Consider the following 22,364-nt stretch of genomic DNA (forward strand, 5'->3'; position numbering starts at 1 on the left):
AGAGTTCCTGCACATGACCGGCGATCTCACGGGTGCTCATACCGCGCGCATACATCGAGATGATCTTGTCATTGAAGCCGGGAAACCGCCGCTGGTACTTGGCCAGAAGCTGCGGATCGAAACTCGATTGCCGGTCTCGCGGTATCGACAGCTCCAGAGACCCGCCATCCGTCAGAACCGTCTTCTTTCCATAGCCATTGCGGCTGTTGCCACTGGACCTTTCGCTTGAAAGATGATGATCCATCTCCGCGTTCAGCGCCCGTTCCGCCAGCGCCTTCTTCAACTGGTCGATCAGGCCGCCGCCGTCAAAGGCCGTCTTGGCATCAGCCCCGCCAAGCAGTTGGTCCAATATCGCGTCCGGGATAACCGGCTCTTTCCGTCGCGCCATAGGTGGTCTCCTTCATACCCATTATGCACGCCCGTACACGAAATTCCTGACAGTCCCGCGAGGCGCCGTCGATCTTGGCCGCCTGATAATAGGCATCGGGGATCGACATGAGCCCGGCGTAGCACAGCAGCACCACGAGGCTGGTCCAGTGCCACACATCCATGATGACGATGGTGAACCAGGCATCCAGCGTGTCACGGCCATAGTTGTAGTCGAAGCCGAGCGAGGTCATCACGGAACCGAACAGGCCGATATCCGTGCGGGCGAACAGCTGCCAGATCGTCCCCACCACATTCCACGGAATGAGCAGCGGCAGGGACATGAACACCAGGCAAATGGGCACACCTATGCCGCGCTTGGGCATGTTGAGGGCGATGAGGATGCCGAGCGGAATCTCGACCAGGAGAACAATGGCCGAGAACAGCAGGTTGCGGGCCATGGATTCCCAGAAGCGGTTCGAGGCCAGCACCTCCTTGAACCATTCCGTCCCGGCCCAGAAGAACTCGTTGTTGCCGAACGTGTCCTGAACCGAATAATTGACCACCGTCATCAGCGGGATGACCGCTGAGAAGGCGACCAGAAGAAGCACTGGCAGCACGAGGAACCAGGCCTTGTTGTTCCAGGTTTTTTCCATGGGTCAGGCTCCCAGCTCGACACGCCAGGAATTGGCGTAGAGATTGATGCCGCCCGGTGCGAACTGCACATGGGGCGAGGCAGGCAGGGGTTCATGCTCATGCGCAACGGCTGCAATCTCGCGGCCATCCAGCACCGCCCGCACGATGCGGCGGCGGCCCACGTCCTCCACCTTGCGGATTTGCACCGGAATGCCCTGATCCGAAATGCGGGTATATTCCGGCCGCACGCCGAGATCGGTCCTGCCCGGCGGCAGTCCTTGCGCACCGTGCGGAAGCTCGATCTGATGCGTGCCGATGCGGGCGGTGCGCCCTTCCACAGCCACGGGCAGGAGGTTCATGCCCGGCGAGCCGATGAAATAGCCGACGAAGGTGTGCATGGGCCGCTCGAACAGCTCCGCCGGCGTGCCGATCTGCACCACCTGCCCTTCGTACATGACCACCACTTCATCCGCGAAGGTCAGCGCCTCGGTCTGGTCATGGGTGACATAGACCATGGTGTAGCCGAAGCGGCGGTGCAGCTTCTTGAGCTGCGAGCGCAGCTCCCATTTCATGTGCGGGTCGATGACCGTCAGCGGCTCGTCAAAGAGGATCGCATTCACATCCGCCCGCACCAGCCCGCGCCCGAGCGAGATCTTCTGCTTTTCGTCCGCCGTCAGCCGCCGCGCCTTGCGGTGCGCCCGGCCCGACAGGCCGACCATCTCCAGCGTCTCGCGCACCTTGGCATCGATCAGTCCTGGCTCGACCCTGCGGTTGCGCAGAGGGAAAGCGAGGTTGTCGTAAACGCTCATGGTGTCGTAGACGACGGGAAACTGGAACACCTGCGCAATGTTGCGGTCCTGGGTGGACAGATCCGTCACGTCACGCCCGCCGAACCTGAGCCGCCCATGCGAGGGATGCAGCAGGCCGGAGATGATGTTGAGCAATGTCGTCTTGCCACAGCCGGATGGCCCCAGCAGGGCATAGGCCCCGCCATCGCGGAAGGCATGATTGATTTCGCGCAAGGCGAAGTCTTCAGGCTTTTCCGGGTTCGGGCGGTAGGCGTGGCGGATGCGGTCGAAGCTGATTTCTGCCATGTCCCGTCCTCCCTTATGCGGCCCTTGCGGCCCTGTGCTTGACGGCGAGGCCATCGGTATCGAAGATCATCAGGTCGGAAGCCTCGAACCCGATCTGGATGATTTCCTCCGGATCGTGCTCCTGGACGCCCTCCGTCAGGATCACCCAGTCCTGACCGGCAAAGGTCACGTGGATGAAGCTTTCCGAGCCGGTGATTTCCGTCACCAGAACCTGCGCCTCGATGAGATGGCAGGTGGGCGTCTTGCGCCCCAGGCTGAGGTGATGCGGCTGCAGGCCCGCGGTGTAGGCGCCATCAGGAGTATGCGAGAGTGAGACCGGCAAAGGCACCGACAGCCCGCAGGGGTGAGTCAAATGACCGCCGCGCTTTTCCATCACCAGCGTGTTGAGCGGAGGGTCCGCAAAGGTTCGTGCCGAGCGCAGGTTTACCGGGGAGCGGAAGACATCGATCGTCCGGCCAAACTGGGCGACACGGCCCTCATGCAGCACCGCCGTGTTGCCGCCCAGCAGCAGCGCCTCCTGCGGCTCGGTCGTCGCATAGACGAAGATCGTGCCCGTTTCGGCGAAGATGCGGGGCAGTTCCTCGCGCAGCTCTTCGCGCAGCTTGTAGTCGAGGTTGGCCAGCGGCTCGTCCAGCAGCACAAGACTGGCGTTCTTGACGATGGCGCGGGCGAGCGCCGTGCGCTGCTGCTGTCCGCCGGACAGGTTCAGCGGCGTGCGGTCCAGATAGGGCGTCAGCCGCATCAGCTCTGCCGCCCAGCGCACGGAGCGGTCAATCTCCGCCTTGTCCCTCTTCTGCACCCGGAGGGGCGAGGCAATGTTCTCGTAAACCGTCAGGGACGGGTAGTTGATGAATTGCTGATAGACCATCGCCACATTGCGGCGCTGCACCGGCACACCGGTCACATCCTTCCCGCCCATATGGATGGAGCCGGATGTGGGCACATCAAGCCCCGCCATCAGCCGCATCAGGGATGTCTTCCCCGCCAGCGTCGGCCCCAGCAGCACATTCAGCGAGCCGCTTTCGAGTGTCAGCGATACATCGGTGATATATTCGGTCGCACCGGCGCTCCTGCAGACATTGCGCAGTTCAAGCATGCCGTCCTCCTCCCAAAGGTGCTGGTGATCCCAGCGGCAGGCATAGGGACCCTCCCCCTCCAGAGAGGGTCCCGCATCCATCAAAGCTCCGGTGAAATCTTCCAGTCTCTCAGCTTGTAGACGGTGCCCGGACGCGGGCGGATCTGACCGCCTTCCTTCAGCCGCCGCTTGAAGCTGTGTATCGGAGTGGCCAGATCATTGATGCGGAACTCCACGACCGAGGGGCCGTCATAAGCAAAGGCCTGATCCAGGGCGGCCTCGATCTGGTCGGGCGTCTCGACATAGATCCCGAGCAGCCCCAGACCTGCACTGGCCGCAGCAAAGCCTGGGCGGGCGCTCTGCGTTTCCAGCATGGCCGACTGAACATTGCCGAAGTAGAGCTGCTGCCAGAGCTGGATCCAGCCAAGGCGCCCGTTGTTGAGCACGATGTTGACCACGCGCTGGTTCTGCTGCAGCTGCGTCGCAAGTTCGCCGATGGTGTAGGAGAAGGCGCCGTCGCCGGACACCGTGACCACGCGGGCCTCGGGCCGTGTCGCTGCAGCGCCAATGGCCCCCGGCACGGAATAGCCAAGCCCGCCCTGACCACGGGCATAGAGGAAGTTGCGCCCCGGCTTGCGCGCCGGAATATATCCGCCGATCCAGCCGGCGGAGAAGCTGGCATCGGAAACGACGATATCATCCTCTCCCAGACGCCGGCCGACAGCCTCCATGATGCGCGGCGGCGACAGCGGGATCTCCTCGGAGGCGATTTCCAGCTGCTTGGCGGCCTCGCCTTCAGCCTTCACAGTGGCAATCCACGCCTTCCATTCCGCGTTCTCACCCGGACGAAGGCCTGCTGCGAGAAGCTTGATGGTTTCGCGCACGTCGCCGAAGAGAGAGACGGTCGGGCGGAAGGTGCGGCCATGCTCCAGCGGATCGGAATCGATGACGACCGTTGCCTGTTCCGGCAGGGGCAGTGTCCAGTTCATCGCCGTGTTCTGACTGGCCTTGGAGCCGCACCAGATGACGAGGTCGGCCTCCTTGATCAGCTCGATGGCAGCCCAGGACCCGAGCGGGTTGAGGATGCCAGCCGCATAGTCCCGCGTCTCCGGCACCGAGCCCTTGCCGGACAGGGAGGTCACCACAAGACCGTTGAACCGGTCGGCAAAGGCCGTCACGTCTTCTGCGGCATCAGACCCATGCACGCCGCCGCCGCAGACCAGCGCCGGGCGCTTGGCCCTGGCGATCAGATCCAGTGCCTTGTCAATCTCGGTGGCCACCGGCACGGAGCGCAGGTAGGGAATATGGATGGAGCGCTCGTCCACCACGGGCTTCAGCACATCCTCGTCCCATTCGGCATCGAAAATATCATGCGGGATGATGATGGCAACCGGACCCGGCCGGGGCGCCACGGCGGTGCGGAAGGCCGTGCGGATAATCTCCGGCAGGGCCGTCACGGAGGGCACGAGCCAGGCATTCTTGGAGATGGACTGGAAGAACTTGAGCTGATCAAATCCCTGACTGGCAATGCCTTTTTCCTTCAGCGTCAGCCAGTCGAGCGGCAACTCGCCGATGATGCCGACCATCGGGATCGAGGCATTCAGCGCCTCCAGAAAACCAGCTGACAACAGATTGGCGCCGGGACCGACCGTTACGTCACAGACGCCGGGCTTGCCGGTCAGCCGGGCATAGGCATCCGCCGCATAGGCGGCATTGCGCTCGTCGCGCATCAGCACGTGGCGGATACGGTCCGTCCGGCGGGAAATGCCGTCATGCAGTGCCGTGGTCTGGCCGCCGGGCATGCCGAACACCAGTTCGACCCCGTATTGTGCCAGCATTTCAGATATCAAGTCGCCAATATGCGCCATTGTCCGGTCCATTCATGAGAGAAGACGGGTGGGGTGAGGCGGCGTTAGTGAAGCGCCGCAAGATTTTCGACGACGGACCTGTAGACCGTCATTTTCCGGGCCAGCGCCTGGCTCCGGTCCGGCTGCGGATCGTAGCTGCGCGAGACGCGCACCATCCTTTGCGCTGCCGTGCCAATATCCGCATGGTACCCAAGGGCTACAGCGGCGCAGATGGCGCCTGCCTTGGCCCCGAACTCGGAGCCATCGGCCACCTCGACGCGCATGTTCAGCGCGTCTGCAAACATCTGGCACCACTGCGCCGACTTCGACGCGCCCCCTGCCATGCGGGCAACTTTCGGCCGCAGCGCTGCGTCCTGCGGCAGCAGGCGGTCGATGTCTGTCTTGTGGGCAAAAACCACGCCCTCGAAGGCCGCACGCAGCACGTCGCCCAGGGTGTGGCGGGCGCAAAGCCCGATGATGCCGCCGGGCACATGCGAGGGACCGCCATACAGGAAAGGCAGGAACAGGATGTCATTGTCCCGCTCCATCGCCTCGGCGACGAGCTTGTTGCCGACCTCATAGATGGACGAGCCCATGGCCTTGGCCCGTGCCCCTTCGGCTTCCAGCAGGGTGGAGAAGATCCACTCCACATTGCTGGCGGACGTCGCCGCCCCTTCCGTGGCAATGAAGCGGCTGCCGACGGGGAAGGACGACTGGATGAAAGGCGGCGGCGTCAGCAGCGGCTGGTCCAGAATGATGGAATTGATGCTGAAGGTGCCTGCAACCACCGAAATCAGGTCCGGGCTGGTGACACCGGAGGCAAGCGCCGAGCCGGTCACATCCACCACGCCCCGGATCACCGGCGTGCCTTCCTTGAGGCCCGTCTGACGGGCGGCTTCCGCCGTCACATGACCCGCCACATCGATGGAGGGGCCGACCTCGGGCAGCTTGTCCAGCCACCGCGGCACACCGCCGGCGGCAAAGGCATCCGTGGCATAGCGGTTGGCGGAGAGATCAAAGATACCGGCAATGCCGCCATCGGTCGGATCCGTAGAGACCTGCCCCGTCAGCCGGGCACGGATGAAGTCCTTGCAGAAGACCAGCTTCCAGGTGCGGTCATAGAGATCGGGCTCATGCCGGTCGAACCAGCGCAGCAGCGGGATGGCATGGGTGGCAAACATCCTTGCGCCCACCAGCCGGTCAACCTCGGCCATTTCGCCCGTGCCGCGCATTTCCTCAATCATGGGAAGCGTGCGCGTGTCGGTGGAGACCAGTCCCGGGCGGACTGGTTTCAGGTCCCGGTCAATGAAATAGGCTCCCGCGCCATAGCCCGAGGGCGTCACGCCAACCACATCCTCAGGGGGTGTGCCGGTGATGTCCAGCAGGTCACGAATGGCGGTGCAGGCGGCCTGCCACATGGCATCGGGGTCCCGTTCTGTCCAGCCCGGCCTGGGGAACTGCATCCTGTTGGGGCTGCTGCGGCAGGCAATCTCGTTTCCGTCCAGGTCGAACATGGCCGCTTTGGTCATAGTTCCACCGGCGTCGATGCCGATCAGGCGCTCGCGCATGGTAGTCTCCTCCCGTGCGCCGGGGAGGCTCCTCTTCCGCCCCCGGCAATCCCTCCGAACGGCCATTTGAGGCCGTTTGCGCCCTTGCTTGAAGCAAGGTTGTTATAATAAGTTGAGGCTAGGCGAGTTGATCAGACCTGTCAATACGCCTTCGCATCACTTGTTCCGGGAGGACGGGCAAGGGACAGCGCAGCGGCAAACCGGGAGGACAGAGCATGAGACAAAGGCATGAGGCGCTGCAGGCGCTGGAACGCGGGGAGAGCGGCGATATCCTGATCATCGGCGGAGGCATCAACGGCGTTGGCGTGTTCCGCGATCTCGCCGCACAGGGCATCGGCGCAACGCTTGTCGAGATGGGCGATTTCTGCAGCGGCACATCCGCCGCGCCCTCGCGGCTGATCCATGGCGGATTGCGCTATCTGGAACAGGGCGAGTTCAAGCTGGTGCGCGAGTCCGTGGAAGAGCGCGACAGCCTGCTGCTGAATGCCCCGCATCAAGTGAGCCCGATCCGCGTCTGGGTGCCTGCCCTGTCCTGGGCCGGTGGCACCGTGCAGGCGGGTCTGCGATTCCTGCGCCTCATGAAGGACCCCGGGCCCAAGGGCGCGCTGATCCTGAAGCTCGGCCTCACCATCTTCGACAGTTTCAGCAACCGCAACCGCTCCATGCCAAAGCACAGGCTGGTCAAGCGGAAGAACGCGCTGGAAACGGTTCCGGACCTCGCCGCCAACATCAAGATCGTCGCCGAATATTTTGACGCGCGGATCACCAGCCCCGAGCGGCTGACGCTGGAGCTGGCGGCGGATGCGGAGAAAGACTGCGCGGGCAGCCTCGCGCTTCCCTATGTCCGGCTGGCGGGAATCGAGGGGGAAACGGCCCTGCTTGAGGACGTGCTCACGGGCCGGATCTACCGCAAGACCTGCCGCTTCATCATCAACTGCGCCGGGGCCTGGATCGACGAGGTGGATGCAAACCTTGGCATTGCCGAACGGTTGACCGGCGGCACGCGCGGCTCGCATCTGGTGCTGAAGCGCCCGGACCTTGCGGCCGGACTTGGCGATGTGATGCTCTATTTCGAAACGCCGGACCACCGCGCCTGCCTGATCTACCGGCTGGACAGCGAGCATGTGCTGCTGGGCACCACCGACATCCGCACCGAAGACCCCGGCGACAAGGACACCTCGGAGGCGGAGATCGACTACCTGTTCGAGGTTCTGGCCACCGTGCTGCCCAAGGCGCGCGCCCGGCGGCAGGACATCGCTTTCGCCTATTCCGGGGTGCGCCCCCTGCCCCGGCAGACCGGCGGTGCGGCAGGCTCGATCAGCCGCGACCACACCTTCCGCATCTTCGAGCCTGCGGGCGGGCGCAAGGTGCCGCTGCTGACCCTGATCGGCGGCAAATGGACAACCTACCGGGCCTGCGCCGAACAGATCGCCGATCTGGTTCTGCCCCGCATTGGCGGGACGCGCCGCGCCTCCACCGCAGACCTGCCGATTGGCGGTGGCAAGGAGTTTCCGAAGACCGCGCAGGGCCTGAAGGCACTGGCGGCCGGGATATCAGCATCCGCCGGTCTCAGCCAGGCACGGGCAATGCTGCTGATCAAGCGTTACGGCACGGCGGCAAAGCAGATTGCGCAGGAACTACAGCCGGATACGCCGCTTGAGAGTGCACCTTGCTATTCAAGGGAAGAAATTCTATGGATCACTCGTAATGAGCGCGTCACACGTCTGGAAGACATGATCCTCCGGCGCACGCTGATGGCATTCGAGGGAGTGGCCAGCGACGCCTGTATTGGCGAAGTTGCCGGCATCATGGCCTCCGCCCTGTCCTGGACAGGCGAGCGGATGAACCAGGAAGCTGAGGCCACACTCAGGCTGCTGAAAACGAGGCACCGGGTGCAGCTGCAGCAGGGAAAAGCGGCGGGCCCGGCAGGATGAAGGAAATGCACCCGTGTCCGATCAGCCCCTGGATATGCCGGCCCTGCAAGGCCGCTCTTCCAGAATTCCGCTCTGGCTGCAGCTGAAGACTGCCATTGCGGACATGATCGTGCAGCGGGGCCTTCAGCCCGGCGACAAGCTGCCCAGCGAGACCGACCTGTGCAACCAGTTTGGGGTGTCGCGCATCGTCGTGCGCCAGGCCATGAGCCAGCTGGTGACAGAAGGGCTCGTCTACCGTCAGCAGGGCCGCGGCGCCTTCGTGGCCCAGCAGTCGGAAGACAGCGATTTCGTCGGCCGGATCATCGGCTTCTCGGGCGATATCCGCAGCCGCAACCATCAGGTTTCACGCACCATTCTTGCCGCCGACATCCGCGAGCCGGATGCCAAGGCCGCCAAGGCATTGGGTCTGGGGCCGGACGACAAGGTGGTGTACCTGCGGCGCATCATGAGCGTCGATGGGGTGCCGCGCATTCTGGTGCACAGCGTCCTTCCCGAGGCGCTGGTGCCGGGCCTGCTGGATCATCCGCTGGAAGACCGTTCGCTCTATGCCCTGCTGCTGGAGCTTTACGGCATCGCGTTCGAAGGTGCGGAGCGCTGGGTTGAAGCCGTGAACGCCAGTGCCGAGGAAGCCGCGCATCTGCAGATCAAAAAGGGCACGGCACTGATCAAGATCGAATCCCGTTCGACGATCCGGAACGGCCGGTATGCGGAGTATTTCTCCGCCCTCTACCGCACGGATGCAGCCCGCCTGCACTTCACCATCCGGCCTGACCACACCGCCTGAGCAGGCGCCGCCTATTCGTCCCCCGGCACACCGTAGGATGGGGCCGAAGCGGGATTGAGCGCCCGCGTGACGTAATCTGCGGCCTGCGGCCTGTAGATCTCCCAGGCCCTCGCAACGGCGGCCACCGGGCAGCCGTCGTCCAGCCAGTCGATCCGCAGTTCCGCAAAGGGCCAGGACTGTTTGTCCACGATCAGCAGCCCGGCAGAATGCACGGGACCTGCCTCGCCGCCCGCTGCAACAGCAGCGCTCAAAGCCGCGATCAGCCGGTCGCCGAGTTCCCCTGATCCGGCCTCGAATGCAGCCACCATCGCAGCCGGCACACCGTCATGGGCCAGAAGATTGCCCGCTGCCACGCATTGGCGCCCTTCTGCTGAGGTCCAGATGCCCAGCGCCTTGGGGCCGGAATGGATGGCCGTCCGCCCTTCCCCATCCACCGCCAGAAGCTGGCGGTAGTCCGGGAAGCCGTCGCTGTCCCGCGCTGCCGCAACAGCCCCCGCTGCGCCGGCGCCTTTCGCCAGTTCCTCCAGCATTTTCGGGCCCAGCGCCGGGTTGGTGACATTCTGCGTTGCCACAGCCCCGATGCCTGCCTGCGCCCAGGCACAACGGGCAGCAACGGCGGGCGAGGAGGACGAGATGGCAACGCCGAACTGGCCGGTCTTTTCGCAGCGGGCGGCGATGGAGAAGGTCATGGATGTTCCTTTCCGGAGGTTTCAGGCGCTCTGGCTCAATCTGGAATGACGGCGGTTGCGTCGATCTCGACCAGCCACTCGGGCCGCGCCAGCGCCACGACGACAAGGCCGGTGCAGACCGGGAACACGCCCTTGATATATTCCCCCATCGTCCGGTAGACGGCCTCGCGGTGGCGCACGTCGGTGAGATAAACCACCAGCTTGGTGACATGCTCCATGCGGCCACCGGCTTCCTCAACCAGCTGGCGGATATTCTGCATTACCTTGTGGGTCTGCTCCACCGGGTCGTGGCTCTCGATGTTCTTCGCCGTGTCGAGATCCTGCGGGCACTGGCCGCGCAGGAAGATCATCGTGCCGCGTGCCACCACGGCCTGACAGAGATCATTGTCGAGCTTCTGCTCCGGATAGGTGTCCCGCGTGTTGAACTTGCGGATGCGCGTATGTGCCATTGCCGTTTCCCCTCGTGTGTCAGATGCCGCAAGCCCGCTCACGGCTGCGGCCTGTAGGCAAGGTAATTGTCCTGAATGCGGATGTGATCCGCCAGATAGCCCGCGTCATGCCAGACGCCCCAGATGAAACTGGAGCCGCGCCCCGACAGCCAGGGCAGCCCGAGAAAATAGATGCCCTTTTCCGCCGAGACGCCGCGCTGATGCTTCGGCCGGCCAGCCTCATCAAAGGCGTTGACCTCAAGCCAGCTGTAGTCTGACACGAAGCCCGTGGCCCAGATGATGGTGGAAACGCCCGCAGCCTCCAGATCCAGCTCCCGCAGGGAAGTGCTAACGCAGTCCACCTGCGGCCCGAGGATGCGCGCCTCCGGCTCTTCGGGCAGGTCAAGGCCGTTGCGGGCGACGAAGGCATCCGCCTCCTCCAGCACGGCCAGATAGTTCCGGTCGCCCCGCTCGATGTTGCGGGCAAGGTCATCAGCGAAGGTCAGGGTGCCATCGCGGTAAGTGCCGGTCATGCCGGTCAGCACCATGCCCTGAGCGGCAAGACGGCGGAAATCGATGGTCTTGCCGCCATGGGCGCCACTGACGGCAATGGTGACATGCTCAGCGCCGGGGGCCTGCGCCTGCGCATCCCATTTGCCCAGCACGCCCAGCCACCAGACGAAATCCCCGCCCCGGTAGGAGCGCGGCGGACGGTCATGCGGACCGACGGAAAGATAGACCTTGCGGCCCGACAGCATCAGCTCCTCGGCGATCTGCACGCCGGAAGAGCCGGAGCCGACCACGAGCACGGCGCCCTCCGCAAGCTGGCCGGGATTGCGGTATTCGCTGGAATGGATCTGCGCCACAGCAGCGTCTGCGGGCACGATCGGCGGAATGCTGGGCTTCTGGAAGGGGCCTGTCGCAGCCACCACATTCAGCGCCTCGATGACGCCCTCGGACGTTTCCACCCGGAAGCCGGGACGGCCCTCCAGCCGGGCAACCCGGCTGACCTCGACGCCGCAGCGGATGGGGGCCTTCACCATATCTGCATAGGCCACAAAGTAATCCGCCACACCTTCCTTGTCCACGAAGGCATCCGGGCTGCCGGAAAACTCCAGCCCCGGAAAGCGGTCGTGCCAGGCAGGGCCATTGGCAACAAGGGAATCCCAGCGCACCGACCGCCACCGTTCGGCAATGCGGCCGCGCTCGAGCACGATATGGGCAATGCCGTTGCGGCTGAGGTGCTCGCTCATGGCCACACCCGCCTGCCCTGCCCCAACCACCAGCGTGTGGATCGTTTCGACTGCCATGCGCCCGCCCCTCTGCAGCTTGTCCGGGCAGCCCCTCTGCGCCGGTCACCTCAGGTCTAGCGGGTCGATTGCATCTGGAAAAATACGAAATCTTGCAGCATTGATTAGGAAAAGCCGAAGCAGATCCTCAGAGTTCGGAACAGGAGACAGGAATGCGGATCACGCTGCGCCAGCTTGAGTATTTCATCGCGGCGGCAGAGGCTGGCAGCATCGCGCTGGCATCTGCCCGTATCCGCGTCTCGCCACCTTCGATCTCCACCGCCATCTCGCAGCTGGAAACGGAACTTGGTGCCCAGCTTTTCCTGCGCCGTCATGCGCAGGGCCTATCGCTGACGCCGGCGGGGCAGAAGCTGCTGGTCGAGGCCAAGGCCGTGATCGGGCAGGCGCAGAACCTCTACACCGCCGCCTCGGAAGCCACAGGACAGGTCAGCGGCGCTCTGTCGCTCGGCTGTCTGCTCACCTTCGCGCCCATGGTGCTGCCGGAAGTCAGCCAGAGCTTTCAGGCCGCCTATCCGGGTGTCACCATCCGCCCCACGGTCAGCGATCATCAGACACTGCTGGCACGGCTGGAGCGGGCGGAGCTGGACATTGCCCTGTCCTATGACCTGCTGGTGCCGGAGGGGTTTGAGTTCACCCCGCTCGCCGAACTGCCGCCGCATGTGCAGGTGGCCGAAACCGATCCGCTGGCACAGCACACGGCCATCTCGCTGGCGGAACTGGCGGACCAGCCGTTCATCCTGCTCGATCTGCCCCTGTCTCGGGACTATTTCCTCGCCCTTTTTGCAGCCGCCGGGGTCACCCCGAACGTCATTGCGCAGATCCAGCATCTCGACGTCATCCGCACCATGGTCGCCAGCCGCTATGGCTACACGCTGGCCAATGTGCGCCCGCGCAACAAGGCCGCACTCGACGGGCGCCGCCTTGTCAGCCTGCGCCTTGCCGGAAACCACAGGCCGATGCGCCTCGGCCTTCTGAGCGCCGGACAGCGTGTGCCCACCCGGCTCGTGCAGGCCTTTGAGACCCATTGCCGCCAGCTGATTTCCAGCAGCTATGTGCCCGGCATGGATGCCCCGGTGCTCATGCCAAGGCGGAGGGACATGAAAGACTGAGAATGGCGCCCTCACAGCCTTGCAGCACTGGGCACGCCGGCGACCAGATCCTCGATGAACTGGAGGGTCTGCGGGTTGAGATCGGCCGACTTGCGGGTGATCACCTCGTAAGGCTCGCTCTTGGAGCGCAAGTGCATGGGCAGGACGCTGGCCATGCCGAAATTCACGAAGAACGCCGCAACATCGCTGGAGAGCAGCGCCACCGTGTTGGGCTCCGCCTGCATCAGCGACATGGTGGTCAGCGCCGAGCGGGTTTCCAGCAGGGCACGTGGCATCTCAAGCCCCGCCTGCCGGAACTCCTGCTCCAGTGACAGCCGCATGGGCATGGACGCCGTGTAGACGATCCATCGCGCATCCACGAGGTCCTTCAGCCCCACCTTCTTGCGGCCGATCAGCGGATGGGCCGGGTTGGCCACCACGGCCAAGAGCTCGTCATGGAAGGCGGTGACATTGTACAACTGCGGCGTGGTGCTCATGGAACTGCGGCCGATGACGAGGTCCAGCAGCCCCCGGTCCAGCTGGCGCAGCAGTTCCACGCTGGTGTCTTCCAGAATTTCCACCGAGGTGCGGGGAAAGCGCCGCAGGAAGGCGCTGATGGTTTCCGTCACATAGGGCACGGCGCCCATGATGGTGCCGATGCGCAACCGGCCCCACTCCCCGTCAGACGCACTGTGGATTTCCTGCGCCATGGCCGACAGCTGCGACAGCATGGTCTTGGCATGGCGGATCATGCATTCCCCGGCAGGCGTTGCGATGAGCCCCCGGTTGGTGCGGTTGAACAGCTTCGTCCCCGTCAGATCCTCCGCCTCCTGCAGCGCCTTGGTGGCGCGCGGCTGGCTCATGCCGATCAGTTCGGACGCCCGTTTCAGGGAGCCGTTGTCATCGATGGCGGAAATCAGCAGCATCTGCCGCATGGAAAGGCGGATCAGCGGCATGGAATGGGTGCGCGGCATCGGCTTTTGAGTTTCTATTTCGTTATATCAGTATCCGAGAATAGCGTATTTACAGCTCCGGCGCTGTCTTTATCCTGCCAGCCCAACAGGAATGCCCGGGGGGAGGGACGATGTTCCACACCCTTGGGTTACCAAATGGGAATAGCCAAGCAGGGGGACGCATGAGCCTGATCAATTACGTAACGCGGGTCCAGTTCGGATACGGCGAAATCGCAACGCTGAAGGCGGAGCTGGCACTGACCGGAATCACCCGTCCGGTCATCGTCACCGACAAGGGCGTGCGTGCACTGGGCATGCTGGAGCGCATCGAAGCGGCAACCGGCGTCACGCCTGCCGCCGTTTTTGACGAGACCCCCGGCAACCCCACTGAAGCCGCTGCCGTCAAGGCCACGGCCCTTTTCCGCGAAGCTGGCGGCGACGGCATCATCGCCATCGGTGGCGGCTCGGCGCTGGACCTGGCCAAGGCCGTTGCCATCATGGCCGCGCATGAAGGCCCGCTGAAGACCTATGCCGTCGTTGAAGGCGGGCTGGAAAAAATCACCTCCCGCACTTTCCCGACCATCGCCGTGCCCACCACCGCCGGAACGGGCAGCGAAGTCGGCCGCGCCGCCATCATCATTCTGGAAGATGGCCGCAAGGTCGGGCTGCTGTCGCCCTATCTCATCCCGAAAGCCGCCATCGTCGATCCGGAGCTGACGCTCAGCCTGCCGCCCATGCTCACCGCCGCCACGGGCATGGACGCCATCTCCCACTGCATCGAGACCTATCTCGCCCCGTCCTTCAATCCGCCTGCCGATGGCATTGCGCTGGAAGGCCTGCGCCGGGGTTGGGCCAACATCCGCCTTGCCGTGGAAGAGCCGAACAACCGCGACGCCCGCGCCAACATGGCCATCGTGGCGACCATGGGTGCCATGGCATTCCAGAAGGGTCTCGGCTGCGTGCACAGCCTCAGCCACTCGCTGGGCGGCATCAATCCGAAGCTGCATCACGGCACGCTGAATGCCATCTTCATGCCGCCGGTGCTGGCCTTCAACCGCGACGCCAAGACCTCGGTGGAGGAGAACAAATACGCCCGCCTTGCCGATGCCATGGGCCTTGCCGCTGACGCGGACATTGGCGCTGCCATCGAAGACATGACCCGCGCCATCGGCCTGCCCACCCGCCTTTCGGAACTGGGCGTGACCGCAGACCTGTTCGACAAGGTGGTCAAGGGCGCGCTGGCCGACCACAGCCACCGCACCAACCCGCGTGACGCCACCGCCGAAGACTACCACGCCATGCTGCAGGCTGCGCTCTGAGCGCAAGCCTCCCCGGGGAGTGACAAGATGACTTACACGCCGCACGGCAATCATCTGATTGCCGGCGAATGGGTGGCGACGCCCGATCGCTTTTACAACGAGCCCGTTTCCGGTGAGCCCGCCGCCTTCTCGGTGGGCACCGTGGATCTGGTGAACCGCGCTGCGGAAGCCGCCGAGAACGCCTTCTGGTCCTACGGCTATTCCTCCGCCGCTGACCGCGCCGCCCTGCTGCGCGCCATCGCCGATGAGATCGAGGCACGCGGGGCAGCCATCACCGAGGTTGGCTGCCAGGAAACCGGCCTGCCCGCAGCCCGGCTTGAAGGCGAGCGCGGCCGCACCGCCGGTCAGCTGCGGCTTTTTGCCAGCCACATTGAGAAGGGCGATTATCTCGACCGCCGCTTCGATCCGGCCCTGCCGGACCGTCAGCCCGCGCCGCGTCCTGAAATCCGGCTGATGCAGCGGCCAGTTGGCCCGGTTGCCGTGTTCGGCGCCTCCAACTTCCCCCTCGCCTTCTCCACGGCAGGTGGTGATACGGCTGCAGCCCTTGCCGCCGGTTGCCCGGTGGTGGTGAAGGGCCACTCCGCCCATCCCGGCACGAGTGAGATTGTTGCAGAGGCCATCCATGCCGCCATCAGCAAGCTCGGGATTGATCCGGGCGTCTTCAGCCTGGTGCAGGGCGGCAACCGGGACGTGGGCAGCGCTCTCGTCACTCACCCGCTGATCAAGGCCGTCGGCTTCACAGGTTCGCTGGCGGGCGGGCGGGCGCTGTTTGACCTGTGCGCCAGCCGCCCGGAACCCATCCCCTTCTTCGGGGAACTGGGCAGCGTCAACCCGATGTTCGTTCTTCCGGAAGCCGTGAAGGCCCGTGCAGCCGCACTTGGTACAGGCTGGGCCGCCTCGCTGACGATGGGCGCCGGCCAGTTCTGCACCAATCCGGGCATTGCCGTTGTGGTGGCAGGTAGCGATGCGGACAGCTTCGTGGCCGCCGCCAAGGAAGCCCTCGCCAAGACCGGTCCGCAGGTGATGCTGACCGCAGGCATTGCCCGCGCCTATCAGTCCGGTCAGGCCCGCCTGCAGAACCGCGAGACGGTGCAGCCGGTGCATGAAACCGCGTCGGAAGGGCGCAGCGCCAACCCCAACCTCTATGAGACGATGGCGAGCCAGTTCCTCGCGGACCATGCACTCTCTGAAGAAGTGTTCGGGCCGCTGGGCCTCGTTGTCCGGGTGGAAACGGCGGAAGAGATGCGCCGCATTGCCCTGAGCTTCCAGGGCCAGCTGACGGCGACCCTGCACATGGATGACGGCGACCTGCCGCTGGCAAAGTCGCTGCTGCCGGTGCTGGAGCGCAAGGCCGGGCGCGTGCTCGTCAATGGTTTCCCGACCGGCGTGGAGGTGGTCGATGCCATGGTGCATGGCGGCCCCTACCCGGCCTCTACGAACTTCGGCGCCACCAGCGTCGGAACCATGGCAATCCGGCGCTTCCTGAGGCCGGTCAGCTACCAGAATTTCCCGGCAGGCCTGCTGCCGGAAGGCGTGCTCTAGCACCCGGATACGGCGTGCCCCGCCGGGGCATGCCTTCTACCTGGAGGAGGAAACACATGAAACTCGCACATACCACGAAAACAGCCGTTCTCGCCGGCATGGTTCTGGCCGGGGGCATCCTGACTGCTTCGGCCCAGACCACCCTGACCGTCACCCATTCCTCGCCCGCAGACAGCCATTTCGGCCTCGCCGCTGCCGCCTTCAAGAAGGTGGCCGAAGAGAAGTCCGGCGGCACGCTGAATGTCGTGATCCAGCGCATGGACAACGAGCGCGAAGCGCTGGAAAGCGTGCAGTTCGGCTCGCAGGAATGTGCCATGGGCTCGGCAGGCCCGCTCGGCAACTTTGTGGCCGAGACCCGCGTCCTTGACGTGCCGTTCCTGTTTGACAGCTATGACCATGCCCGCGGTGTTCTGGACTCGGATGCCGGACAGGAGCTTCTGGCCCTCTTCCCGGCACGCGGCCTCTATGGCGTTGCCTGGCTGGAAAACGGCTTCCGCAACCTGACCACCGGTAGCAAGGCCGTCAACTCGCCGGAAGATCTGCGCGGCCTGAAGATCCGCACCATGGAAAACCAGGTGCACATGCAGGCGTGGCAGGCAGCCGGTGTTCTGCCGACGCCGATGGCCTTCTCCGAACTGCCTTCGGCCCTGCAGCAGGGCACGGTTGATGGCCAGGAGAACCCGATCCCGGTGATCCTGTCGAACAACCTCGACATGATGCAGAAGCACCTCTACCTGACCCGCCACGTTTATTCGCCCGGCATCTTCGTCTGCAATCCGGACTTCATCGCCGGTCTGACGGAAGAGCAGAAGGCAGCCGTGGAAGAGGGTGGCAAGGCTGCATCGGCTGCCAACCGCGCAAGGGTGGAGCAGGACGAGACCGCCGGTATCGAGACCCTGCGCACACGCGGTATCGAAGTAGTCGAAATCAGCGACCGCGACGCCTATCGTCAGGCAATGGCCTCCGCCAATGCCGGGTTTGAAAGCCAGTTCGGCGCAGACCTCATCAAGCGCATCCGGGACTGGAAAGCTCAATGAGTTCAGCGGCGGCACTGATCCGTCGCGCTGACGGACTTGTTGCAGGGGGGGTGGCGGCTGCCGCCTCCCTTGCACTGGCCATCGCCGTCACCTCCAGCTGCTGGCAGGTGATGGGACGCTTCCTGTTCCATACACCTGCCAGCTGGTCCGAAGCACTCACACGGCTTGCTCTCGTGTGGATGGTTCTGCTCGGCATTTCCGTTGCCCTTCGCAAAGGCGCACTGGTGGCCATTGATCTGGCGCGGGAGGCCACAACGGGCGGGCTGCGCCGCAGCATCGAGGCGGTCACTCTCGCCTCTTGCCTGATCATGTTCGCCACCCTCTTCTGGTTTGGCATCGCCACCGCCCAGCGCGTGCAGATGCAGGAAATGGCCGGTCTGGAAATTTCCATGGCCTGGGGCTATGCCGCCATTCCGGTTGGATCGCTCTTCGCTGCCCTTGGCGCCATCGTGCATTTCCTCCAGTCCGGCAAGGAGACCGCGCAATGACCGGTGCAATCGTCTCCGCGATGCTGGTGTTCTTCGCCATTTCGGTGCCCATCGCCATCTCCATCGGCCTCGCCTCGATGATCGGGCTCTTCGGCTTCACCACGCTGCCTGCCATCGTCGTGCCGCAGCAGATCTACATCGCCCTCGACAAGTTTCCGCTGGCCGCAATCCCCTTCTTCATCCTCGCCGGCAACCTGATGGAAGTCGGCGGCCTGTCGCGCCGCCTCGTCGAGTTCGCCCGCGCCTTCGTCGGCCAGATCCAGGGCGGGCTTGCTGCCACCTGCGTGCTGACCTGCATGCTGTTTTCCGCCATTTCCGGCTCCAGCGTCGCCACCACATTCGCCGTTGGTGTCGTGCTTATTCCCGCCATGCGGAAATTCGGCTATCCCGTCGGCTTCGTCGCAGCCCTCATGGCCACCTCGGCAGAACTGGGGGTCATCATCCCGCCGTCGATCCCGATGATCCTCTACGGCGTTGCCACCCAGACCTCGATCCCGCAGCTGTTCCTCGCAGGCATCCTGCCCGGCCTGATGATCGCGGGCGCCCTGCTGCTGACGGCTCTCGTCTGGTGCCGGATCAGGGGCTGGGGCAAACGCGACGGCGAAGGCAGCCTGCCGCGCCTGACTGCCACCCGGCGTGCCGTCTGGGCCCTGCTGATGCCGGTGCTGATCATGGGCGGCATCTATGGCGGCGTTACCACGCCGACCGAGGCCAGTGTCATCGCCGTCATCTACGCCATGGTGGTGGGCCTGTTCCTGCACCGGGAGATGACGTGGACGGACCTGATCAACGCCTTCCGCAAGTCGGTCGTCACCTCTGCCGTCATCATGTTCATCATCGGCACTGCAAGCCTGATGGGCTATCTGCTCAACCGGCAGGGCGTGCCCGATGCTGCGGCCCTGTGGCTGACGAACACCTTTGACGGCCCAGTGTCGCTGATGCTGGCAGTCAACGCGATGCTCTTCGTCATCGGCATGTTCATCGAGACGGGCGCAAGCATCATCGTTCTGGCGCCGATCCTGCAGGACGCCGCCGCCCGCGTCGGCATTGCGCCAGTGCACTTCGGGACCGTGATGGTGGTGAACCTCGCCCTCGGCATGATCACGCCGCCGCTCGGGGTCAATCTCTTCGCCGCCGCGCAGATCGCCGGGTGTTCGGTGACGCAGATGCTGAAGCCGCTGATGGTGTTCGTCGGCGTCATCGTGCTGTGCCTGCTGGTGATCTCCTTCGTCCCTGCGGTCAGCATGACGCTGCCCTCCCTGATCGGGCGCTGAACACCCCCAAACACGCCTGCCCCGCTCACGGGGCAGGCAGGATTGCTCACATCTGGAAGAGTTTGCCCACATGACCGGCTCCCTGATCCACCAGCTGCAGGATATCGTTGGCCGCCGCTTCGTTCACACCGGCGCCCGGGGCACCCGGCGCTTCCGCCGGGGATACCGCTATGGCGATGGCGAGGTTCTGGCTGCTGTCGAGCCCGGCACCCTGGTGGAACAATGGCGCGTGCTGGAAGCCTGCGTTGCGGCAGACGTTGCCATCATCTTCCAGGCGGCGAACACGGGGCTGACCGGCGGATCGACGCCTTTCGGGGACGGTTATGACCGGCCCATCGTCATCGTCTCCACCCTGCGCAACACGCGCATTGACCTTCTCGACCACGGGCGGCAGGTGCTGTGCATGCCCGGCGCCACGCTCGACCAGCTGGAACGGCGGCTGAAGCCGCTGGGCCGTGAGCCGCATTCCGTCATCGGCTCCAGCTGCATCGGCGCATCGGTGACGGGCGGCATCTGCAACAATTCCGGCGGCTCGCTGGTGCAGCGCGGACCGGCCTATACCCAGCTGTCGCTGTTTGCGCAGGTGGATACGGAAGGCCGCCTGCATCTCGTCAATCACCTCGGCATCCGCCTTGGCGGCCAGCCGCTGGACATCCTCTCCCGGCTGGATGCTGGCAATTACACCGAGGCGGACGTGGACTTCCCGCAAGGGGCGCAGGCGTCCGACATCGAGTACAAGGACCATGTGCGCGACATTGCCGCCCGCACCCCGGCCCGCTTCAACGCCGACCCGCGCCGCCACTATGAGGCATCAGGTTCGGCCGGCAAGATCGGCGTCTTTGCCGTGCGGCTTGATACCTTCGCGGTGGCTGAAGAGGAAAAGGTCTTCTACATCGGCACCCGCGACCCGGCCGAGCTGCAAACCATCCGGCGGCATATTCTGGCAAACTTCAAGAACCTGCCCATTGCCGGGGAGTACATGCACGCGGACGCCTTCCGTGCGGCGCAGGTCTGGGGCAAGGATCTCTACCTCTTCATCCGCACCTTCGGCACCGTCAATGTTCCCCGCGCCTTTGCGGCCAAGAGCTGGTTCGACGGCCTGACGGAGCGCTTCGGCCTCGGCAAGGCGGTGTCCGATCACCTGCTGCAATTCGCCAGCCGCTTCCTGCCCGAGCAGATGCCAAAGCGGCTGATCGAATGCCGCGACACCTATCCGCATCATCTGATGATCCGGGCAGGCGATGCCTGCATCGCCGAGACGCGGGACTATCTCGCCTCCATCTTCCCGAGCACGGCTGGCAACTTCATCGAATGCACGGAAGCCGAAGGCAAGGCCGCCTTCCTCAACCGCTTCACCGTGGGCAGCGCCGTGGTGCGCTACCGGGCGGTGCATGGCCGCACGGTAGAGGATATCGTTGCCCTTGACGTTGCCTTGCCGCGTGACACCATCGACTGGTTCGAGACCCTGCCGGATGAGATTTCGGACAAAATGGCGCTGAAGATCTATGTCGGCCACTTCCTCTGCCATGTCATGCATCAGGAGTATCTGGTGAAGAAGGGGGTGGACTGCGAGGCGCTGGAGCACGAGATCTGCGCCCTGCTGGACGCACGCGGCGCGGAATATCCGGCCGAGCACAATGTCGGCCATCTCTATGAGGCAAAGCCCGCGCTGCGGGACTTCTACCGCAGCCTCGACCCCACCAACACCTTCAACCCCGGCATCGGCAAAACCTCAAAATGCCGCCACTGGCACTAGGGTCCGATTGAATACGGCAGGGCGGCCACCCGCCCGCCGGAAATTTGGCTGAACGGTCTCAATCAGCATTCTCTGCCTCCTCTGCGATGCAACACTGCGCCCCAACAGGCCAGACCGCCTTCTGCTGCAGGGGCGCGGTCTTCGGCAAGGCTGGTTGCTCCGGGCAGGACCGCGTGATGAAGACACTGCTGCTTACGAAGGAAGACGTCAAAGGCCTGATCTCCATGGCTGAGGTCATCGGCACGGTGGAGGATGCCTACAAGGCCTTCAGCAGCGGCCTGGTACAGCAGCCCGGCTACATGGGCCTGCACCTGCCTGCCCCGCGCGGAGAGATCGATTTCAAGGCAGGATACAATCAGGCCAATGAAACCATCACGCTGAAAGCCTCCTCTGGCGGCTTCCCGCACAATCCGTCGGAGCATGGGGTGCCCAGCGGGATGGGAACCGTTCTCCTGTTTGATGCCAGAAGCTGCGCGCTGGCCTGCGTCATGGATGGCAGCCTTCTCACAGGCCTCAGGACGGGCGCATCGGGCGCCGTCTCCGTGAAGGCACTGGCGCGCAAGGATGCCCGGGCGGTGGCGGTGATTGGCACCGGCAATCAGGCCAGGATGCAGATCCGCGCCATCCGCGAAGTGATGACGATTGGCGAAATCCACGCCTGGTGCCGGACACCGGAGAAGCTCGCCGCCTTCAAGGAAGAGATCGAGCAGGCGTTCGGCATCCCCGTCACCGCTGCCTCCTGCGCCAGAGACGCCGTGGCAGTGGCCGACATCCTGATTACGGCGACCAGAGGCACGGGGCCAGTGGTGGAAGCGGGCTGGGTGAAGCCCGGAACCCACATCATCGCCATCGGCACGGATCAGCACGGCAAGCAGGAATTCGAGCCTGAGATTTTCCGCGGCGCCCGCATCGTCGTGGACTCCCTCTCCCAGTGCATCAGCAAGGGCGAAACCTGGCATCCGCTGAATGCGGGCATCATCACGCAGGAGCAGATCCACGGCGAGATCGGCGAAATTCTGCTGGGGCACAAGCCGGGCCGCGAGAGGGATGACGAAATCACCATTTTCGATTCCACCGGCATGGCCATTCAGGACAATACGGCCGCCCGGAAGATCTATGACAACGCCGTTGCACGCAACGCCGGCACCTGGTTCAGCTTCTTCAAGTAATCCATAT

The 22,364-nt window shown here is 64.4% G+C and carries 19 protein-coding genes and 1 pseudogene; 10 read left to right on the forward strand and 10 right to left on the reverse strand.

From position 1 onward, the window contains the following. From H163_RS0117310 to H163_RS23095, 6 genes and pseudogenes are all read right to left on the reverse strand, one after another. Positions 1-388: IS256 family transposase (locus H163_RS0117310; RefSeq protein ID WP_040679161.1), on the reverse strand; the 388-nt coding region annotated here is incomplete at its 3' end. Positions 389-443: 55 nt separating this feature from the next. Beyond that, a pseudogene (locus H163_RS23090) lies at positions 444-1,022 on the reverse strand (carbohydrate ABC transporter permease); the annotation flags it as partial. 3 nt (positions 1,023-1,025) lie between these two features. Next, on the reverse strand, positions 1,026-2,096 hold the full coding sequence (locus H163_RS0117320) for an ABC transporter ATP-binding protein (protein ID WP_019965875.1): 1,071 nt from the start codon (positions 2,094-2,096) through the stop codon (positions 1,026-1,028). A gap of 13 nt (positions 2,097-2,109) precedes the next feature. Next, on the reverse strand, positions 2,110-3,192 hold the full coding sequence (locus H163_RS0117325; RefSeq protein WP_026355989.1) for an ABC transporter ATP-binding protein: 1,083 nt from the start codon (positions 3,190-3,192) through the stop codon (positions 2,110-2,112). Between the two features lie 80 nt (positions 3,193-3,272). Beyond that, on the reverse strand, positions 3,273-5,039 hold the full coding sequence (locus H163_RS0117330) for a thiamine pyrophosphate-binding protein (protein WP_115336488.1): 1,767 nt from the start codon (positions 5,037-5,039) through the stop codon (positions 3,273-3,275). A 44-nt stretch (positions 5,040-5,083) separates the two neighbouring features. After that, positions 5,084-6,586, reverse strand: a complete 1,503-nt coding sequence (locus H163_RS23095) for an FGGY-family carbohydrate kinase (RefSeq protein ID WP_019965878.1) — start codon at positions 6,584-6,586, stop codon at positions 5,084-5,086. Positions 6,587-6,801: 215 nt separating this feature from the next. Here H163_RS23095 and H163_RS0117340 point away from each other — a divergent pair, with 215 nt between their 5' ends. Further along, the gene (locus H163_RS0117340) at positions 6,802-8,520 is read left to right on the forward strand and encodes a glycerol-3-phosphate dehydrogenase/oxidase (RefSeq protein ID WP_019965879.1); all 1,719 of its coding nucleotides are present in this window, start codon (positions 6,802-6,804) and stop codon (positions 8,518-8,520) included. A 13-nt stretch (positions 8,521-8,533) separates the two neighbouring features. After that, positions 8,534-9,304 (forward strand): GntR family transcriptional regulator, encoded by a 771-nt coding sequence (locus H163_RS0117345; RefSeq protein ID WP_051105422.1) that lies wholly within the window; start codon positions 8,534-8,536, stop codon positions 9,302-9,304. Between the two features lie 11 nt (positions 9,305-9,315). On the opposite strand, the gene H163_RS0117350 is transcribed toward H163_RS0117345, so the two are convergent. The 3 genes from H163_RS0117350 to H163_RS0117360 are packed head-to-tail and all read right to left on the reverse strand — an operon-like array spanning position 9,316 to position 11,731. Continuing rightward, complete coding sequence (locus tag H163_RS0117350) at positions 9,316-9,993, reverse strand: DUF1028 domain-containing protein (protein WP_019965881.1); 678 nt, start codon at positions 9,991-9,993, stop codon at positions 9,316-9,318. Between the two features lie 35 nt (positions 9,994-10,028). Continuing rightward, positions 10,029-10,442: a RidA family protein gene (locus H163_RS0117355; RefSeq protein WP_019965882.1), complete on the reverse strand. Its 414-nt coding sequence runs from the start codon at positions 10,440-10,442 to the stop codon at positions 10,029-10,031. 38 nt (positions 10,443-10,480) lie between these two features. Further along, positions 10,481-11,731: a flavin-containing monooxygenase gene (locus H163_RS0117360; RefSeq protein ID WP_019965883.1), complete on the reverse strand. Its 1,251-nt coding sequence runs from the start codon at positions 11,729-11,731 to the stop codon at positions 10,481-10,483. Positions 11,732-11,883: 152 nt separating this feature from the next. Between H163_RS0117360 and H163_RS0117365 the strand changes: the two genes are divergently transcribed. Then, positions 11,884-12,840 carry a LysR family transcriptional regulator gene (locus tag H163_RS0117365; protein WP_019965884.1) on the forward strand — a complete coding sequence of 319 codons (957 nt, stop codon included), beginning with the start codon at positions 11,884-11,886 and terminating at the stop codon, positions 12,838-12,840. 11 nt (positions 12,841-12,851) lie between these two features. Here H163_RS0117365 and H163_RS0117370 read toward each other — a convergent pair whose 3' ends face one another. Then, entirely contained in the window at positions 12,852-13,793 is a 942-nt protein-coding gene (locus tag H163_RS0117370; RefSeq protein WP_019965885.1) for a LysR family transcriptional regulator, read from the reverse strand. A gap of 161 nt (positions 13,794-13,954) precedes the next feature. Between H163_RS0117370 and H163_RS0117375 the strand changes: the two genes are divergently transcribed. The 7 genes from H163_RS0117375 (at position 13,955) to H163_RS0117405 (ending at position 22,357) form a co-directional block, all read left to right on the forward strand. Continuing rightward, positions 13,955-15,091, forward strand: a complete 1,137-nt coding sequence (locus tag H163_RS0117375) for an iron-containing alcohol dehydrogenase (RefSeq protein ID WP_019965886.1) — start codon at positions 13,955-13,957, stop codon at positions 15,089-15,091. A 27-nt stretch (positions 15,092-15,118) separates the two neighbouring features. Further along, the gene (locus tag H163_RS0117380) at positions 15,119-16,633 is read left to right on the forward strand and encodes an aldehyde dehydrogenase (NADP(+)) (RefSeq protein ID WP_019965887.1); all 1,515 of its coding nucleotides are present in this window, start codon (positions 15,119-15,121) and stop codon (positions 16,631-16,633) included. A 56-nt stretch (positions 16,634-16,689) separates the two neighbouring features. Beyond that, positions 16,690-17,670, forward strand: a complete 981-nt coding sequence (dctP, locus tag H163_RS0117385) for a TRAP transporter substrate-binding protein DctP (RefSeq protein WP_019965888.1) — start codon at positions 16,690-16,692, stop codon at positions 17,668-17,670. Then, positions 17,667-18,158 carry a TRAP transporter small permease gene (locus tag H163_RS0117390; protein WP_051105423.1) on the forward strand — a complete coding sequence of 164 codons (492 nt, stop codon included), beginning with the start codon at positions 17,667-17,669 and terminating at the stop codon, positions 18,156-18,158. The genes dctP and H163_RS0117390 overlap by 4 nt, the downstream gene beginning before the upstream one ends. Further along, complete coding sequence (locus H163_RS0117395; RefSeq protein ID WP_019965890.1) at positions 18,155-19,432, forward strand: TRAP transporter large permease; 1,278 nt, start codon at positions 18,155-18,157, stop codon at positions 19,430-19,432. The genes H163_RS0117390 and H163_RS0117395 overlap by 4 nt, the downstream gene beginning before the upstream one ends. Before the next feature lie 70 nt (positions 19,433-19,502). Further along, a complete protein-coding gene (gene dld, locus H163_RS0117400; RefSeq protein WP_019965891.1) occupies positions 19,503-21,188 on the forward strand; it encodes a D-lactate dehydrogenase in 1,686 nt (561 codons plus the stop codon). Positions 21,189-21,364: 176 nt separating this feature from the next. After that, positions 21,365-22,357, forward strand: coding sequence for an ornithine cyclodeaminase family protein (locus H163_RS0117405; protein WP_019965892.1), 993 nt, complete (start codon positions 21,365-21,367; stop codon positions 22,355-22,357). Positions 22,358-22,364: the final 7 nt, after the last annotated feature.

The organism is Pannonibacter phragmitetus DSM 14782, from assembly GCF_000382365.1.
GTDB classification, from domain to species: Bacteria; Pseudomonadota; Alphaproteobacteria; order Rhizobiales; family Stappiaceae; genus Pannonibacter; species Pannonibacter phragmitetus.

Coding starts and splice junctions, on each gene's coding strand:
- H163_RS0117390 (WP_051105423.1), top strand. CDS start 17,667: ATGAGTTCAGCGGCGGCACTGATCCGTCGCGCTGACGGACTTGTTGCA.
- H163_RS0117405 (WP_019965892.1), top strand. CDS start 21,365: ATGAAGACACTGCTGCTTACGAAGGAAGACGTCAAAGGCCTGATCTCC.
- H163_RS23095 (WP_019965878.1), bottom strand. CDS start 6,586: ATGCGCGAGCGCCTGATCGGCATCGACGCCGGTGGAACTATGACCAAA.
- H163_RS0117330 (WP_115336488.1), bottom strand. CDS start 5,039: ATGGCGCATATTGGCGACTTGATATCTGAAATGCTGGCACAATACGGG.
- dld (WP_019965891.1), top strand. CDS start 19,503: ATGACCGGCTCCCTGATCCACCAGCTGCAGGATATCGTTGGCCGCCGC.
- H163_RS0117380 (WP_019965887.1), top strand. CDS start 15,119: ATGACTTACACGCCGCACGGCAATCATCTGATTGCCGGCGAATGGGTG.
- H163_RS0117325 (WP_026355989.1), bottom strand. CDS start 3,192: ATGCTTGAACTGCGCAATGTCTGCAGGAGCGCCGGTGCGACCGAATAT.
- H163_RS0117340 (WP_019965879.1), top strand. CDS start 6,802: ATGAGACAAAGGCATGAGGCGCTGCAGGCGCTGGAACGCGGGGAGAGC.
- H163_RS0117365 (WP_019965884.1), top strand. CDS start 11,884: ATGCGGATCACGCTGCGCCAGCTTGAGTATTTCATCGCGGCGGCAGAG.
- dctP (WP_019965888.1), top strand. CDS start 16,690: ATGAAACTCGCACATACCACGAAAACAGCCGTTCTCGCCGGCATGGTT.
- H163_RS0117320 (WP_019965875.1), bottom strand. CDS start 2,096: ATGGCAGAAATCAGCTTCGACCGCATCCGCCACGCCTACCGCCCGAAC.
- H163_RS0117360 (WP_019965883.1), bottom strand. CDS start 11,731: ATGGCAGTCGAAACGATCCACACGCTGGTGGTTGGGGCAGGGCAGGCG.
- H163_RS0117375 (WP_019965886.1), top strand. CDS start 13,955: ATGAGCCTGATCAATTACGTAACGCGGGTCCAGTTCGGATACGGCGAA.
- H163_RS0117370 (WP_019965885.1), bottom strand. CDS start 13,793: ATGCCGCGCACCCATTCCATGCCGCTGATCCGCCTTTCCATGCGGCAG.
- H163_RS0117355 (WP_019965882.1), bottom strand. CDS start 10,442: ATGGCACATACGCGCATCCGCAAGTTCAACACGCGGGACACCTATCCG.
- H163_RS0117395 (WP_019965890.1), top strand. CDS start 18,155: ATGACCGGTGCAATCGTCTCCGCGATGCTGGTGTTCTTCGCCATTTCG.
- H163_RS0117350 (WP_019965881.1), bottom strand. CDS start 9,993: ATGACCTTCTCCATCGCCGCCCGCTGCGAAAAGACCGGCCAGTTCGGC.